The sequence below is a fragment of the Chryseobacterium sp. D764 genome, from assembly GCF_019317325.1.
In the GTDB taxonomy this organism is placed as follows: Bacteria; Bacteroidota; Bacteroidia; order Flavobacteriales; family Weeksellaceae; genus Chryseobacterium.
In genome coordinates this window covers 1,521,078-1,536,662 of the sequence record NZ_CP079219.1, presented here as the reverse complement: position 1 = coordinate 1,536,662, position 15,585 = coordinate 1,521,078, and the positions used below count along the sequence as shown (strand labels likewise).

At 35.9% G+C, this 15,585-nt stretch carries 10 protein-coding genes; 7 read left to right on the top strand and 3 right to left on the bottom strand.

Annotated elements, in window-relative coordinates; all coding sequences use genetic code 11:
• Window positions 1-3 precede the first annotated feature (3 nt).
• Window positions 4-1,035: a two-component regulator propeller domain-containing protein gene (locus KYG33_RS06970; protein ID WP_219072922.1), complete on the top strand. Its 1,032-nt coding sequence runs from the start codon at window positions 4-6 to the stop codon at window positions 1,033-1,035.
• A 120-nt stretch (window positions 1,036-1,155) separates the two neighbouring features.
• Here KYG33_RS06970 and KYG33_RS06965 read toward each other — a convergent pair whose 3' ends face one another.
• Window positions 1,156-1,974: a class I SAM-dependent methyltransferase gene (locus KYG33_RS06965; RefSeq protein WP_180564087.1), complete on the bottom strand. Its 819-nt coding sequence runs from the start codon at window positions 1,972-1,974 to the stop codon at window positions 1,156-1,158.
• A gap of 488 nt (window positions 1,975-2,462) precedes the next feature.
• Window positions 2,463-2,633, bottom strand: a complete 171-nt coding sequence (locus KYG33_RS06960) for a hypothetical protein (RefSeq protein WP_175627277.1) — start codon at window positions 2,631-2,633, stop codon at window positions 2,463-2,465.
• 243 nt (window positions 2,634-2,876) lie between these two features.
• Here KYG33_RS06960 and KYG33_RS06955 point away from each other — a divergent pair, with 243 nt between their 5' ends.
• Genes KYG33_RS06955 through KYG33_RS06940 form a run of 4 tightly spaced genes read left to right on the top strand, consistent with a single transcriptional unit; the run spans window position 2,877 to window position 12,381 of the window.
• The gene (locus KYG33_RS06955) at window positions 2,877-4,499 is read left to right on the top strand and encodes a T9SS type A sorting domain-containing protein (RefSeq protein ID WP_180564086.1); all 1,623 of its coding nucleotides are present in this window, start codon (window positions 2,877-2,879) and stop codon (window positions 4,497-4,499) included.
• A 2-nt stretch (window positions 4,500-4,501) separates the two neighbouring features.
• Window positions 4,502-8,428: a DUF5977 domain-containing protein gene (locus KYG33_RS06950; protein ID WP_219072921.1), complete on the top strand. Its 3,927-nt coding sequence runs from the start codon at window positions 4,502-4,504 to the stop codon at window positions 8,426-8,428.
• Window positions 8,429-8,434: 6 nt separating this feature from the next.
• Window positions 8,435-12,037 carry a DUF6443 domain-containing protein gene (locus KYG33_RS06945; protein WP_219072920.1) on the top strand — a complete coding sequence of 1,201 codons (3,603 nt, stop codon included), beginning with the start codon at window positions 8,435-8,437 and terminating at the stop codon, window positions 12,035-12,037.
• Complete coding sequence (locus KYG33_RS06940; protein WP_077418711.1) at window positions 12,019-12,381, top strand: hypothetical protein; 363 nt, start codon at window positions 12,019-12,021, stop codon at window positions 12,379-12,381. The genes KYG33_RS06945 and KYG33_RS06940 overlap by 19 nt, the downstream gene beginning before the upstream one ends.
• A 748-nt stretch (window positions 12,382-13,129) precedes the next feature.
• On the opposite strand, the gene KYG33_RS06935 is transcribed toward KYG33_RS06940, so the two are convergent.
• Window positions 13,130-13,336, bottom strand: coding sequence for a hypothetical protein (locus KYG33_RS06935; protein WP_077418712.1), 207 nt, complete (start codon window positions 13,334-13,336; stop codon window positions 13,130-13,132).
• A gap of 222 nt (window positions 13,337-13,558) precedes the next feature.
• On the opposite strand from KYG33_RS06935, the gene KYG33_RS06930 reads away from it, so the two are divergent.
• Entirely contained in the window at window positions 13,559-14,437 is an 879-nt protein-coding gene (locus KYG33_RS06930; protein ID WP_077418713.1) for a helix-turn-helix domain-containing protein, read from the top strand.
• A 90-nt stretch (window positions 14,438-14,527) separates the two neighbouring features.
• Window positions 14,528-15,583: an alpha/beta hydrolase gene (locus KYG33_RS06925; protein WP_219072919.1), complete on the top strand. Its 1,056-nt coding sequence runs from the start codon at window positions 14,528-14,530 to the stop codon at window positions 15,581-15,583.
• Window positions 15,584-15,585 lie beyond the last annotated feature (2 nt).

The following is a 15,585-nucleotide window of genomic DNA, read 5'->3' as shown; positions in this document are numbered from 1 at the left end:
AACATGAAACACCTACACTTATATGTTTTGTTAATATTTGTTTTTTACATCTCATGTGGACAAAACCAAACAAAAGTATCACAGGAAAATATCAAGTCTGGCAGAGCTAACTATTCCGAGTCTCAGCTTAAAGAGGCGGAAACCTCCAAGGTGCCTATGAGTATGGTCCGGAATGTAAAACAAGATAGGAACGGAAACATTTTGATTGCTTCTTATTTTGGCGTGTTTCGATACGATGGAACATCTTTTACTAATCTAACAGGTAAAATAAGCTCGCCCTGTTTCTCCAGCTTCTGGGATGTTCTGGAAGATAGAAAAGGAAATCTTTGGTTGGGTACCAAGGATTCAGGAGTCTATTATTACAATGGTGAATCCTTCCGGCATTTTACAACAAAGGATGGTCTGGGCAGTAATTCAGCACTTCATATATATGAAGATAAAGCCGGTAATATTTGGTTTGGCACAGGAGGTGGAGCAAGCCGTTACGATGGAAAATCTTTTCGGAATTTCACAATGAAAGACGGACTGCCCAATAATGTTATTAACACATTCATGGAAGACAAAACCGGAAAATTGTGGATTGGGACAAGAGGTGAGGCGTGTTTTTATGATGGAAAAACATTTACTGTTTTCAAAAATAAAGAGGGTAAAGCCTTCAGCAACATTTGGTCAATAATCGAAGATAAAAAAGGAAATATTTGGTTCGGTGATGTTCATGGTCTCTGGCGTTATGATGGCAGTACCTTTACCAATGTTTCGCAGAGAGGCGCTTATGCTATAATCGAAGATAAAAAAGGAAATATCTGGACTACGGGTGAAGTAAATCCACAAACCTGGGCACTTTCACGTTACGATGCAAAGTCCTTGTACAATAAAGTCCCCACCTTAACAGAAATTAAGTCAGGAGGAAGAATGGCTTTTTTGGGGATAGTGGAAGCTAACGATGGAAGTATTTGGTTGGGCTCTGGAAGTGGTGTGAGTCGTTACGATGGAAAGACTGTCACAGATTTTAAAAATAAAGAAGGTCAGAAATAAGTGGAAAATAGATGTTAAATCGGCAATATTCATTCTCTTTATTCTATAAAACATCTCAATTCCAACGCATATAAAGATAAGATATCCAAATCAGAATGAATAACCTAAGGCTGCTGCTAATTATTTCCATGCCTGGTTGATTACTGCGCTCATGGGTGCAATCATTGGTTCGGCGCCGTATTTTTCTGAAAGTTTTTTTTCAAGCTCTATTTTTATCTCATCCATCCATTCTGGATAATGCTGTCTGATCTCTTTAAAAACAAACCCTCCTTCAACGAGGCCTGCCGCAGTTTCTTTTGCGGTTGTGCAAATCGAAAACTGCTCTATAGTTTCATTGAGTATTTTTGAAAATCCCACATTTTCTAACTGGCATCTTATGACGGCTTTATCACTCATAGACACAGCAAGATTGTATGATTCAGGCAAAGGATCTTTCAGGTATTTTTCTGCTACCAATCTTGAGACATAAGATACCATATTATATTCCAGTTTATCCCACGTAGTAAAGATGAAGGTCCCGCCTGGCTTTAAAACACGATAGGCTTCACTAAATGCTTTGTGTTTATCCGGAACAAACATATATCCAAAGCAACATACCACTAAGTCAATACTATTATCGTCGAATGGAAGATCTTGTGCATCTATCACTTGCCACCCAATATCAAGATGGGCCAATTTTCTTTTTGCTTCGGCTAACATATCAGCGTTAATATCCGAGGCGATGAGCTTTGCCGAGGGCATGATTTTCTTTCTGATATGCCGCGTAACTCTACCTGTTCCCGCAGCTATCTCTAATGCAACAGAAACTGTCGCTGAATCAATGCGTCCTGCAACCTCTATGCCCCAGGGTTCAAAGAAAAGAGGGCCAAGGAAATGATCGTAATGATGCGCTTCGTCATCGGCACAATTAAAAGAAGAAGAAGTTGGTATATCACTCATAAAATATAGGTTTTAATTGCGAGTTGAAAAACAGCGATGGTGAAAAGCAACTATGTAAGCATGGCAAGCATCTCTAAGAGTTTTTAGAAATTCTCTTAGTTTATAATTCACTTTTCTCATATTTTGTATGTGTAATAATACAAAACTTAGAACTCATTTTAAGCTATTGTTTATCCGTTTATTGAAATTTTCGTGGACAAATAGGTTATATGATGAATTTAGCTGTAATAAACTGTATTAAAGATAATTATATTTTTGATTCTAACGAAATCAAATTCTAAATTTTAAAGGTTTTACAAATCAGGATTTGAGTTTTTAGATTTTATAGAACTAAAAGTCAGTGAAGCTTCCGGTACATTATAGTGCAACAACCGTAAACTGTTATGAGATTAGGTTGTATTATCTATATTTGAGATGCTGTATTTTACTTCGAAATTTCGGATCTGATTAAACAGTTTTCCTGCTGCATTTTTTATTTGTTTATGAATTCAAAAATTGAATTGACAAATTCCTCCGGCTATTTCTGCCATTGCCAATAGGTATAGAAGCCCGTTTTCTTCTGCACCATTCATCTTACCTTGTGTAATCATGTCGTGTCCGCAATCTTTTATGGTAATGATCTTGTGTTTCACGCCTGCCTTTGTCAGGTAAGTTTCCATTTTGTTTTTGTTCTCGGCGGGTGGAACCTAATACATTTTTCTCCCCGAAAATACTTGATTACAAAATAAAAAATTCAATTAAAAAAAACATAAATGTAGTATTTTACATTCCAGTATTTTGCTTTTCTAGAAGGATAGTTAATACAGTGATTTTAGTGTTAATGTTTTCTTAAAGAATAAATAACACTTTGTTTCCCTACTAGTTTCGATATTGTAATACTTTTCGAGTACAAAAAAAAACTAATGCGGAAACTCTTCATGAATGTATGTGTATTGTACACAGGCTTAAGTATATCTGCTCAGGAAGTGGTATGGCAGAAAGACATCAAATCCTCTACCCAGGATTTCCTGAGTCAGGTCACCACAACAATTGATCAGCAATATTTGGTTACCGGAAGCTCTATTCAAAGCAATAAGCAGAAAACATCCGGAAATAAACAAAACAATGGTTACGATTTTCACCTGGTGAAACTGAATCAGCAAGGAGAGGAAGTCTGGGAAAAATACTTCTCAGGATCCAACCATGATTATCTGTCTGCAACAGTTACCACACAAGATGGCGGATTTCTAGTAGCTGGAACCTCTTTTTCAGGAAAAGGGTTCGATAAAAAAGACAATTCTAAAGGAGGATCAGATATCTGGCTGATCAGAATCAATGAATTCGGTGATGAATTATGGCAAAAAACCTTGGGTAGTTCTTCAGACGAAGAAGCAAGAGCGGTTATTCAAACTACAGATTTGGGATTCGTTATTGCCGGAAATGTACAGAATTCTTCAAAAGGTTATGGTTCCAAAGATGTATGGGTTACCAGAATCGATAAAAATGGAAAAGAATTATCCCAATTAATCTTAGGCGGGAAAGGCTTAGATGAAGTGGAAAAGATGATTCCAACGAAAGATGGAGGAGCTTTACTGGGAATCTACTCAAGAAGTTCATCCGTTAAAACGAATAATCAGCAACCAACGATCAACACTATTACTTCGACTGATAAACCTGCAACTCAGAGCCCGCTATCTGCAACCTCAAAACAAAGCGACAACTTCGGTGAAGGCGACTACTGGATTGTCAAGCTAGACAAGAACGGAAAAGTAGAATGGGAGAAAAACTTTGGAGGCAAAGGAGATGATCATATCAGAACTTTAGCTTTGGCTTCAAATGGCTTTATCATCGGTGGTGAATCCAGATCAGAAAGGTCAGGAAACAAAACCGTAGGTATTGAAGAAGGAACAGACCTTTGGCTGGTTTCTTTAAATGAAAGAGGTGATGAACAGTGGCAGAAATCCTACAATTTTAAGAACAGAGATATCCTAATGAGTATGAGTGTACTTCACTCGGCAGATGACAAGTCTTCTAAAGGAATTCTATTAGGCGGATATACTCAGACAGAAGGAAGAATACAGACTGATGATGAAACCTTCTGGATGCTATACTTGGATCATAATGGCAATGAGCAGTGGAGAAAACATGTCAAAGGAGAATCCAGAAAGAAAGAAGAGAGACTTTTCGATTTGAAACTCAACAGAGACGGATCCTTTATTCTTGCCGGAACCAGTGCAGAAGAGTTGGGGAAAGAGAATTGGAAGATCGTGAAGCTGGGAGACAAGCAAGTTGATCAGCTGATTGAGAAATATGACATCAAAATCTATCCCAACCCTGTTTCAGATTATGCTTACGTAGAAATCGGTTTTGATTTTAAAGATGCCGATATTCTGTTGTATGATATGAGTGGAAGACAGCTTCAGAGCGTAAAAACTAAAAGCAGAGTAACTAAAATCAATACACAGGCTCTGGTCCAGGGAGCATATCTGGTGACGATAAAAACAGATACGAATAAAACAGCGAATTCAAAACTGATTAAGAAATAACCATGAAAAAACACTTTTTTATATTTTTAATTCTATCTTTCTGTTTTACTTACGGACAAAAGGAGAAGACAAAAAAAGAATCAGATACCATTAAAGTTCTGGCGAAAACAACCACTACTACGAATAATTCAACCAATAAAGATGATTACTTAGCTAAAGCTTTTACTGTTACAACTCCTGAAGTTTCACAATTAATTAAATCTGAACTCATTCCGATTAATTATGCAACCGGCAGGGCAGAATATTCAATTCCTATTTTTGAAGTTAAAGAAGGAAATATTAGCGTTCCGGTAATGTTAAAATACTCATCAAACGGGGTAAAAGTAACTCAGGAAAGCACGAATGTTGGATTAGATTGGGTTTTAATAGCCGGAGGTAATGTGACAAAGTTTGTTAATGATATTGATGATAATAAATATAGAGTCAACCAGAATTCAAGTAATTATCCCCGTGCAGAATGGGATGAATCTTCGCTAACATGGATAACAGTGTATGATGCATCCTCAGATTGGGGGCAGTATGTAAGTAAAAAAGGACGACTGGTTAATGATAGTGATGTTGAATTTATGCCGGACTCCAAAATTACTGCCGCATCTTCAAATTACGAGCAATATACAGATATGGCGGCAGACACTTTTTTTGCAGTCGCACCTGGATTAAATTCCAAATTTTATTTAAATAAAAAAACAAATCAGGACGGCAATTGGGATACAAGATTTAGTACGTACGGTTACAGAGGCCATGAATTAGATGGGTTTGGCAACAAAATTTATGTCAACAAGTATGATAAATTTGACATTAGTAATGTTCCCAATAAAGGATGGATGGGATGGAATACTGTTTTTCCTACGGAGTGTAGTATGAAATTGGGCAATCTTGATAATTATGCTATACAGAATAATTATTCATTGTTAAGAAACAATGCTAAAGATTATGATCAGTTTCAGGTAATCAATGCATATGGAAATGTATATTCATTTAAAACAAACGATGTCAATATCAGTTCCACAACTGAGTTTCCTTTCAGTAGTTTTACAGATTCATCACCTGAATATCCCAAAAGTGAAATGTCAATATGCAAGCTTATCTTAAAAAATAACTATAATATTGATATTAATACGTGGAATCTCGATTCTATACTGGATGTTACTTCCAATAAAAAAGTAACTTTTACCTATAAAGAGTTCCAGCAATCTCAGACTAAGCTTAAGGATCTTGATAAAGGTAAAGTAATTTTAAGTTCATATATTATTAATTATGGAAATGGGGGCAGTATTATCAATTATCCGGGAGGTGGTATTTCACCCGTAGATTATACCAGCAATAAATATGCTCAAAATACTGTATATCATTATGTAGAAGAAATTAACTGGAGTGAAGGTAAGGTGAAATTTTTCTATGATTTTACCAGATCCGATGCTTTTGATGATAATAATAACGTAAATCCTAAACGGGCACTTTCCCAGGTTATTGTTTATGATGTTAACGGGCAGATTGTTAAAAAGGTGAAACTAAACTATGGTTATTTCAAAAATACGCAAGTTTCAAGTGACCTGGATTTAAGATTAAGATTAGACGATGTTGCATTTTATGATAAAGATGATACTTTTCTCTACAATTATAAACTTGATTATAATCCCCTTCCAATGCCTTCAAAAGGAACTTCGGAAGCTACCAAAAATTATAGAGATCTTTTCGGTAATTTTAAACAGCAATCGGCCGGAAATTTTCCTAAAACATATTATCAAATCATAAATCAGAAGTTCAAATTTGATAATCTTCCACTTAATGGAACCACTTTTTTATATGGTGATATAGACATGACTCCGGATAATCAAGCGTCTATAGGAATGCTGAACCAGATTACAACTCCTACAGGAGGGTATTTCCAATTTGCATATGAGCTAAATAGATTTCTTTTGAATGGCCAGGAACAACTGGGTGGTGGAGTCAGAGTCAAAGAACAAAAGATACTTGATGACTATACGGCCAGAACGATTAAGTATAAATATCTGAACGATAGTGGCGCTTCTTCGGGGACTATAGGAAGTATGCCTTCTATGACTACTAACAGAATTGGGGGATGGTACAACAGTGTCAGCGATTCCGGTGTTGCTTCTTATCCGGCGGTGTATTTGTCACAGCAGAATATGCCTGAAACTGATGACGGAAGTTTTGTGATATATGAAAAAGTGACCGAAGAAGAAACCGGAAAAGGAAAGCAGGTGTTTTCTTTTACGGGATTTAGTAATTATCCTAATATTTATCCTCACACAGAAGATCATACGGGTGGTGTTTATGGAAGTAGGCTTGTGGCGAATGAAAATTATTTCAAAAACCGCAGCCATTTAAGAGCAAAGTTGATTAGCAAAGAAGTTTACGGTGAAGGAGCAGCTTTTCCAATGCAAACAGAAACCTATATTTACAAAATCGGGAAGGATGTTAGTACAGATTTTAATGTATACTTTTCTAACTCATATATTTTTAAACCTTCCTGGAGTCTGATTATTGATAATACTCCAGAAAATCTTGTATTATATAAAAAGATTAACCGGAATAATTATTTAAGTATCAGTAACTTTAATGAAGAACAGGTCACAAAGGAATATTTTGGAGCCAACCCGGTTTTAAATAATGGTGTACCAATATCGTACAATTATCAGGAACCCTTTTTTCTCCCAACAAAAGAGAAGATAACTCATTTTGATGGAAGCATTACAGAAAACTCTTTTGCCTATCCTTTGACACAGGGAATGCAATACTTGATTAATTTAAATATTGTTGCCAATTCACAACTTCAAAGTTCAATCAAGAAAAAAAATGATACGGACCAGGGAAAGGTCATATCAACAGTATATAAAAATTTTCCATCGAGTCAGGCTGATGCTGATTTGAAAACAGCTGGATTCCCCTTGCCTTATGCCGATCTTTCTACCAATATCCTGATTAATTCACCAGTTGTACAAATGACATACGATAAGTTTGACAGCAAAGGAAATTTACAGCAATTTACAAACAGGGAAGGTGTGCCGACCACTGTTATCTGGGGGTATAATCAGACAAAACCCATCGCTAAGATAGATGGAGCTAAATTCTCAGATATTGATTCCTCCCTTATTAGCAGTATTGTGAATGCTTCAAATAACGATGCAGCGGCTTTGCCAAACAATGATGAGACTGCATTATTAAGTACTTTAGATAATTTCAGGGGTAATTCTGCTTTTGCAGCATATCAGGTAACAACCTATACTTATGATCCACTGATAGGGCTTAGAAGTATTACAATGCCGGCTGGTACAAGAGAGAGTTATATTTATGATAATGCATTGAGGCTTCAGAAAATAACAGACAGAGCAGGAAAAACTGTAAAAGAGTATAAATATGGATATGTACCTACGGTTTACTATTATAATACTTCCAAAAGTCAGTCATTTACAAAAAATAATTGTAGCCAGTCAGGAGCAACTCCCGCACCTATTGTTTATACTGTGCCTGCAGGAAAGTACTCCTCCACTATAAGTCAGACACTGGCAGATCAGACAGCCCTTAATGATATTGCTGCTAATGGTCAGTATTATGCCAATGCCAATGGTTTATGTAACTCTACAATATCTTGCAGTCTTTCATTCAATACATCTATAGGGATTTCGGGAGGAGGAAGCGCTTCTGTTACTACTAATGCAATGTATAAAGTAAGTTTTGGGTTTTCCTCCGGATCAAACTCAGTCAATTTACCTTGGACGACAACAGGTGTAAAAGTGGCTGACATTGTAGGAAACTGCAGGCCAACATCAGATTATTCATCTTACAACGGACAGGTGTATTATACAATTAAAACCAATGGGGAGATTATAATAAGAAGACATTTGGGAGTTTCTACCCCCAACAATACTTCCTATAATTATGAGCTATACTTTCCCGTAAACTAATTAACCATGAAAAAAACTCTGATTTTATTATGTATGCTGTTTTTGGTAAGTACATTGTATGCACAAATACAAACTGTACCCAGCAGCAACGAAAATTATATTTATACTAAAAACTATCTTGATTATCCTGCGTCTGGTGATCCTAAAGTTTCTGAAACAGTTCAATACTTTGATAAATTTGGAAGACCCAAGCAGCTGATTAATGTAAAAGCAACTCCACAAGGTAAAGATTTGGTGACACCAATTAGCTATGATGAATTTGGCAGACAAGTAGATTCATGGCTCCCTTCACCAATGAATACTCTTAATGGAGCTATTCAGTCAGGCGTTAACTCGAATGCTACAAATTATTATGGAGATAATTTTCCATTTACTCATAAAAATATTGAAGCTTCTCCAATAGAAAGGGTCTTATCAAATGTGCAGCCGGGGCTGGCCTGGCAAAACCATCCTGTTAATTTTAAATATCAGGCTAATATTCTGGACGATCATGTGGCCAGATTCGTTACAACCACAACCGTAACAGACAATACCACCTACTCAAAGGTTGTCTGGGAAAATGAGTATGCGGTAAATCAGTTATATAAAAGTATAGTAACTGATGAGGACGGAAACAAAGCGGTACAATTTACAAATGGATACGGAAACATAATACTGCTTCGTAAGATATCACAGGATGATGAAAATGCAGATACTTATTACGTTTATAACGAATTTAATCAGTTGGCTTATATTATTCCGCCCAAAGCGGTTATGGATTTTTTTAATGCATATGGAACGGGAAGCAACGTCGAAGTTCCGGAATTTATTCTAAATGATCTTTGCTATCAATACCATTATGATGGAGTAAACAGGCTTGTGGAAAAAAAGCTCCCCGGAAAAGGGTGGCAGTATATGGTGTATGATAAACAAAACAGATTAGTATTGGCTCAGGATGCGAATCTTGGAGCCGCTAAACAATGGATGTTTACAAAATATGACCAATTCAGCAGAATAGTTTATAAAGGAATTTATACAAGTTCACAGGCTTATGGAAGCCAGGGCAGAATTTTTGAACAAAGTACAATCAATACCTTCACCAACAACAATACATTAAGACAGGCTTCTATAGGATTTAATAGTGCAGGAATGGAGGTCTATTATCCGGGTAATACTACCTATCCAACTGTTAATTTTAAATTGCTCAGCGTAAATTATTACGATACTTATCCGCCGTATAGTTTTAATCCGGCACATCCAGCAAATGCGGTTACGGATAATATTACTGATGTTAATAATACCAAAGGGCTTGGTTTATTAACACTGATAAAAAATATTGAGAACGATAACTGGACTAGGAATTATTCTTATTATGATGTGAAAGGCAGGGAAATCGGAACCTATTCTATCAACCATTTAGGAGGCTATACTTCTACAGAATCTGTACTTGACTTTTCAGGAGCAGTAAAACAAACTATTGTGAAACACAAAAGGCTGAATACTGATACGGAGAGGATTATAAAAGAAACATTTGAATATGATTCGCAAAACAGATTACTTGTACATAAACATAAGGTAGATAATAATACAGAAGAGATACTGACTCAAAATACATACAACGAAATTTCCCAGCTGTCAGGCAAAAAAGTTGGAGGGGCAGGTTTTTCTAATCCCCTTCAGACAATAGATTATCAATATAATATCAGGGGCTGGATGACAAAAATAAATGACCCAGATAATCTTGTAAATGGGAAATTATTTGGTTATTCCATTAAATATCAGAATCCTGAAAATACTGAAGCATACGCAATCTTTAACGGAAATATTTCTGAGATCGACTGGAAAACACAAAGTGACAATGTTTTAAGAAGATATGATTTTTCTTATGATACTTTAAACAGATTCGCATTTGGTCGTTTTACAACTCCGGGTGCTACAGTCATTGAAAATAATTTTTATAATGAATGGGCAGACTATGATATTGGAGGAAATATCAGAAGTTTAGGCAGATATCAGAAATCATACAATAATCAACCGCTTCTTATAGATAATTTAACGTACACTTATATAGGTAACAGGTTGACTTCTGTCAAAGATAATTCAGGTAATTACAGCGGATATCCTGACAGTTCCGGAAATACTATTGGATACGATCTCAATGGAAATATGACAGATCAGAAAGATAGAGGGATTATGGATATCGATTACAACCATCTCGATCTGGCAGATAAGTTTACTTTCGATCAGACCTACGTTGTAAAGGATTTGTTTTTGGGAGATCTTATAAAAAATGTTACGACTCAGTATCTTTATAGATCGGATGGTGTAAAGCTGAATAAAAAATATATTTACGGAGTAGGTAAAAATACTACGGAGTCCTCTACAGTGACGGATTATCTGGATGGTTTTCAGTATGAAGTGCAGGGGAATACAACACAAATATTCCCTCCGGTTTTAAAATTCATTCCTACCGCTGAAGGATATTATAATTTCGAAAATAATAAATATGTTTACAATTATTCAGATCATTTAGGAAATGTAAGGCTTAGCTATACAAGCAATGGGACAGGCGGAGTACAGGTTATTGAAGAAAACAACTATTATCCTTTTGGATTAAAGCACCGTGGTTACAATGATGGTGTTGGAAATCCTTCATATCAATACAAATATAACGGAAAGGAACTTCAGGAAGAATCCGGAATGTACGACTACGGAGCAAGAATGTACATGCCAGAGATTGGAAGATGGGGAGTCCTGGATCCGTTGGCTGAAAAAATGACAAGGCTGAACCCTTACAATTATGCCTTTGATAATCCGGTAAATTTTATTGATCCGGACGGAAGAGAAGGGGCTGGCTGGGGCTATAGAAATGGAGCATGGGTCTTTTTGCCTGGAATGCAGCAGGGAGATGAAGAATATACAAAACGAGGTTTCACAGATTTCCGCCCTGACGGAAGCGTTGTAGATAATGTTGTCATTACCAACAGTTCTGAGCAGAATACGGGACATACCTATCTGGGTTTTAATGGAGAGGCAAAATACGTTACGCAGGGCTCATCTTTAGGAACAGCAATTCCACTTACTGTAGGCTGGGGAAATACGGGAGTCGGAACAGGTACGGGTACTATAGCCGGAACCGGAGCAGGACTTTCATTATTAACGATCCTTGCTTCAGCTGTAGCAATCTGGACACTGCATGGAGATGCTGCGGTTGATACTCCGGCAGACGAACCTGAAGACTTAAATAACTTATATTTGTACAGAAATATGAGAAGTGTTGGAGGACTTCCTGAATTGGGTAACTCTCTTAATACTTTAGGAATAAGAAATAAGGATATGTCTAATAATATCTTTGGTGAAATAAAAGCTGATACGGATTATGTTTATGGCAGTTCAGGAATGGGAATGTCAGTAACACCAGGATATGGCAATGTTGTTCCGGTTGTAGAATTTGCTACTCCTAAAACAACTCTATTTAGAATAAAAGCCACAGATGTGTACAGATCCGGCTTAGGTATCAATGTAGATAAGATCAATCATGCAAATATAACACCAGTCGGAAGAATAATGTTACAACAATTTAGAACCCAAATACAAGCTACAGCACCATTATGGAAACCAGTAAGATAACAGAAGTAAATCATATTATAGATACCTATTTGAATTTTGAATCCCTTTCAACTATTGATGATGAGCAATATAAAGAGGTTGTAATTGAATTTTTTAAAAAGCTGGATCAATTAAAGAACAAAGGGTTGCATAATGATGATGAGCTTACACGTTTTATCAATGAAAAATATTTTGGGATATCAGAAAAATTTGAAGAAAATCCTATTTATGAAGAACGGATTCAGACGATCTTTCCAGAAATAAGTGAGTATTGCTCGCCTCCTTATTTTTGGAGTACACCGCTAAATGATTATATGAAAAATAAATGGGGATTAATTATCAATGATACTGATATACAATCATAGTTCCAAGCCGAACTAAAATCATGCTCTAATAGAATGCCAATATCCTCTCATTTTTGAGAGGGTATTTGTAAGTTTTTAAGAATTGAAATTGAACTCAATATTATCGTGAAGAATGGAACAGCTGTCGTTCAAAATAAAATTTGGGGCTATCCAAACTCTTTTTTTACTGATATAGAAAATGTCTTAGAATTATATGGTTGAAAATAAGGAGTATATAAATATTATCTTTACGTATAAACTTAAAAGATGCTATTCAAACACACTTCCGGAAGATTGGCTCTTATAAATCAGTTTGATTTGCTAGAATAATTATTTTATATCTTAACGATTGATAACATATTGGTTGGTGACCAAAATATTAGCTGAGAAAAGAGCTGGAATATTGTGATTCACTTTTCTCCAATATATTATATGATGTGGACTAATTAGTAAATTTATTTGAACTAAAAAGGATAGTGTGCTCTTTACAGAATACATAAATTTGTATATAAACAATTTCATGGGCAGGCACCGAGCACATCCCGTTAACAGATTATTTAAAAATTAAACTTATGAAAGTATTGGTCATTGGCGCAAATGATCGAGTAGGATCTCTCTTGGTTAATAAATTAGCTCGTCAGCATCAGTTTTAGCAGGCTCAAGAGATCCAAATTCAGCAAATAATACAGATCCATATTGAGCACGTTTATATTGATCTGCTCAGCAATGCTGATACGCTTGCAGAAAGTATGAATGGTATTGATACCATTTATTTTGTCTCCGGATCGCGTGGGAAAAATTTCTTACTGGTATCACCAAATGCTTTGATAATTTCAAAAATTTCGTTTTCAGTTAATTCTTTCGGAAGATTTTCTTTTTCGGAAAGTAATAGAGGTCCACTTGAAACAGCACTTGCACATACCACTTCGCCATTGGCAATTAGACTAGGAATTGTTTTATTTCCTGCGTGAAACATTTGTAAAATTTCCAAAATGGGAAATGGCTGATTAAAGAAAGAATCGGGTATTTCGTAATGATTGAATCGAGAACAATTTCATAATACAAAATTGTAAAGTATTAAGTCTTTTCAAGATTTTTTAAAGCGATAGAATTTTTTGTTTCGACAGAGAATTCTATTGACGTTTTACTTCTGTAATGATTTTAGAGCTGATTAGTTTGATTTTCTTAACTTTGAAAAATGAAAGAAAAGCTAAAAAGAGTTGTTTCGGAGTTTAATACTGAATTAAAACTAAAAGGCTTCCGTGCATTCCAGATTGAACAGGATGGAAGTGAAACCCGTGTCTACAGCAGAAAAGAATTTTATAAAATCTGCCTTACGACAGGGAAAAGTAAAATTCATTATTCTGATAAAAGTTTCGAGCAGGAAGGAACGGTGCTTTTTTTTGGAAATCCGCATATTCCGTATTCCTGGGAAACCATTTCAACAACTTATAAAGGCTATACCATTCTTTTTTCTGAGGAATTTTTCAAGAATTCTGAACGTTCCGAAAGCCTCCAGCAATCTTCTTTCTTTAAAATTGGCGGAACTCCCGTTCTGAAAATTACCGAAGAACAGAGACTCTTTCTCAATACGATTTTTCAAAAAATGATTGCTGAGCAGAAAAGCGATTATGTCTACAAGGATGAGCTGATTCGCAATTACATCAGTTTAATTATCCACGAATCTTTGAAATTAGAACCTGCAGAAGATTTTGACCAGAACAAAAATGCAGCATCAAGATTATCGTCCGTTTTTCTGGAACTGTTGGAAAGACAATTTCCCATCGAAACTACAGACCAATCTCTGCAATTGAAATCAGCTCAGGATTTTGCAAAAAATTTGAATGTTCACGTTAATTATCTCAATCGAGCCGTGAAAGAAGTTACAGGAAAATCCACAACGACTCATATTACGGAACGAATTCTCACAGAAGCAAAAGCATTGCTGCAGCACACCGACTGGAATATCTCAGAAATAGCTTTCGCATTGGGATTCGATTATCCGACATATTTTAATAATTTCTTTAAAAAACAAACCGGAACCAATCCAAAAGCATTTCGTTTGACTGAGGTTTGATTTTCTTAATTTTTGGTTTGATTATCATTAACTGTCAGAACTACGCTGTTTCTAATTTTGTATCAGTAATTTTTAAAACAAAATTCAGATATGAAAATAATAACAACAGTGATGGCTCTGTCCTTTCTTTTCATGGGACAGGCATTTGCGCAGAATAAAAAATCAAATCCAGGAAAAATGAATGCAACAGAACAAAACGAACATTATACTTTCCAACTCAGTGATAAAGTTACCCGAAAAGCAGTTACCTTTAAAAACCGTTACGGAATCATACTTTCCGGAGATTTATATCTTCCAAAAAATGCAGAAAACGAAAAACTGGCGGCGTTGGCAATCAGTGGACCGTTTGGTGCGGTGAAGGAGCAGTCTTCAGGTTTGTATGCCAATCAAATGGCGGAAAGAGGTTTTGCTGTTATCGCTTTTGACCCTTCTTACACAGGCGAAAGTGGTGGCGAACCAAGAAATATAGCTTCACCCGACATCAATACCGAAGATTTCAGTGCAGCTGTTGATTTCCTGGGACTTCAGAAAAATGTAGACAGAAATAAGATCGGGATCATCGGAATTTGCGGATTTGGAGGAATGGCACTGAATGCTACTGCAATCGATAAGCGAATAAAAGCCGTTGCGACCACGAGTATGTATGATATGACAAGAGTGATTTCTAAAGGATATAATGATGTAGTTACACTTGAGAAACGAACAAAAAAACTCGTAGACCTGAATCTGCAAAGATGGAAAGATGTAGAAACCGGGGAACAAGCATATCCATCTTCTCATCTTCCGGAAAAATTAACTGGCAGTGAGCCTCAATTTGTAAAAGATTATTTTAATTATTACAAAACTCCAAGAGGTTTTCACGAGCGTTCAGTAAATTCAACAAAAGGTTGGAGATTGACCAGCGCACTTTCATTTATGAATATGCCCATTTTAAGTTACATCAAAGAAATTTCACCGAGACCTATTCTTTTAATTGCTGGTGAAAATGCACATTCAAGGTATTTTTCAGAAGACATTTACAAAATGGCTGCGGAACCGAAAGAATTGGTGATTATTCCGAATGCGGTTCACGTTGACTTATACGACAAGGTAGATGTGATTCCTTTTGAAAAACTGGATAATTTCTTCAGAACCAATTTAAAATAATT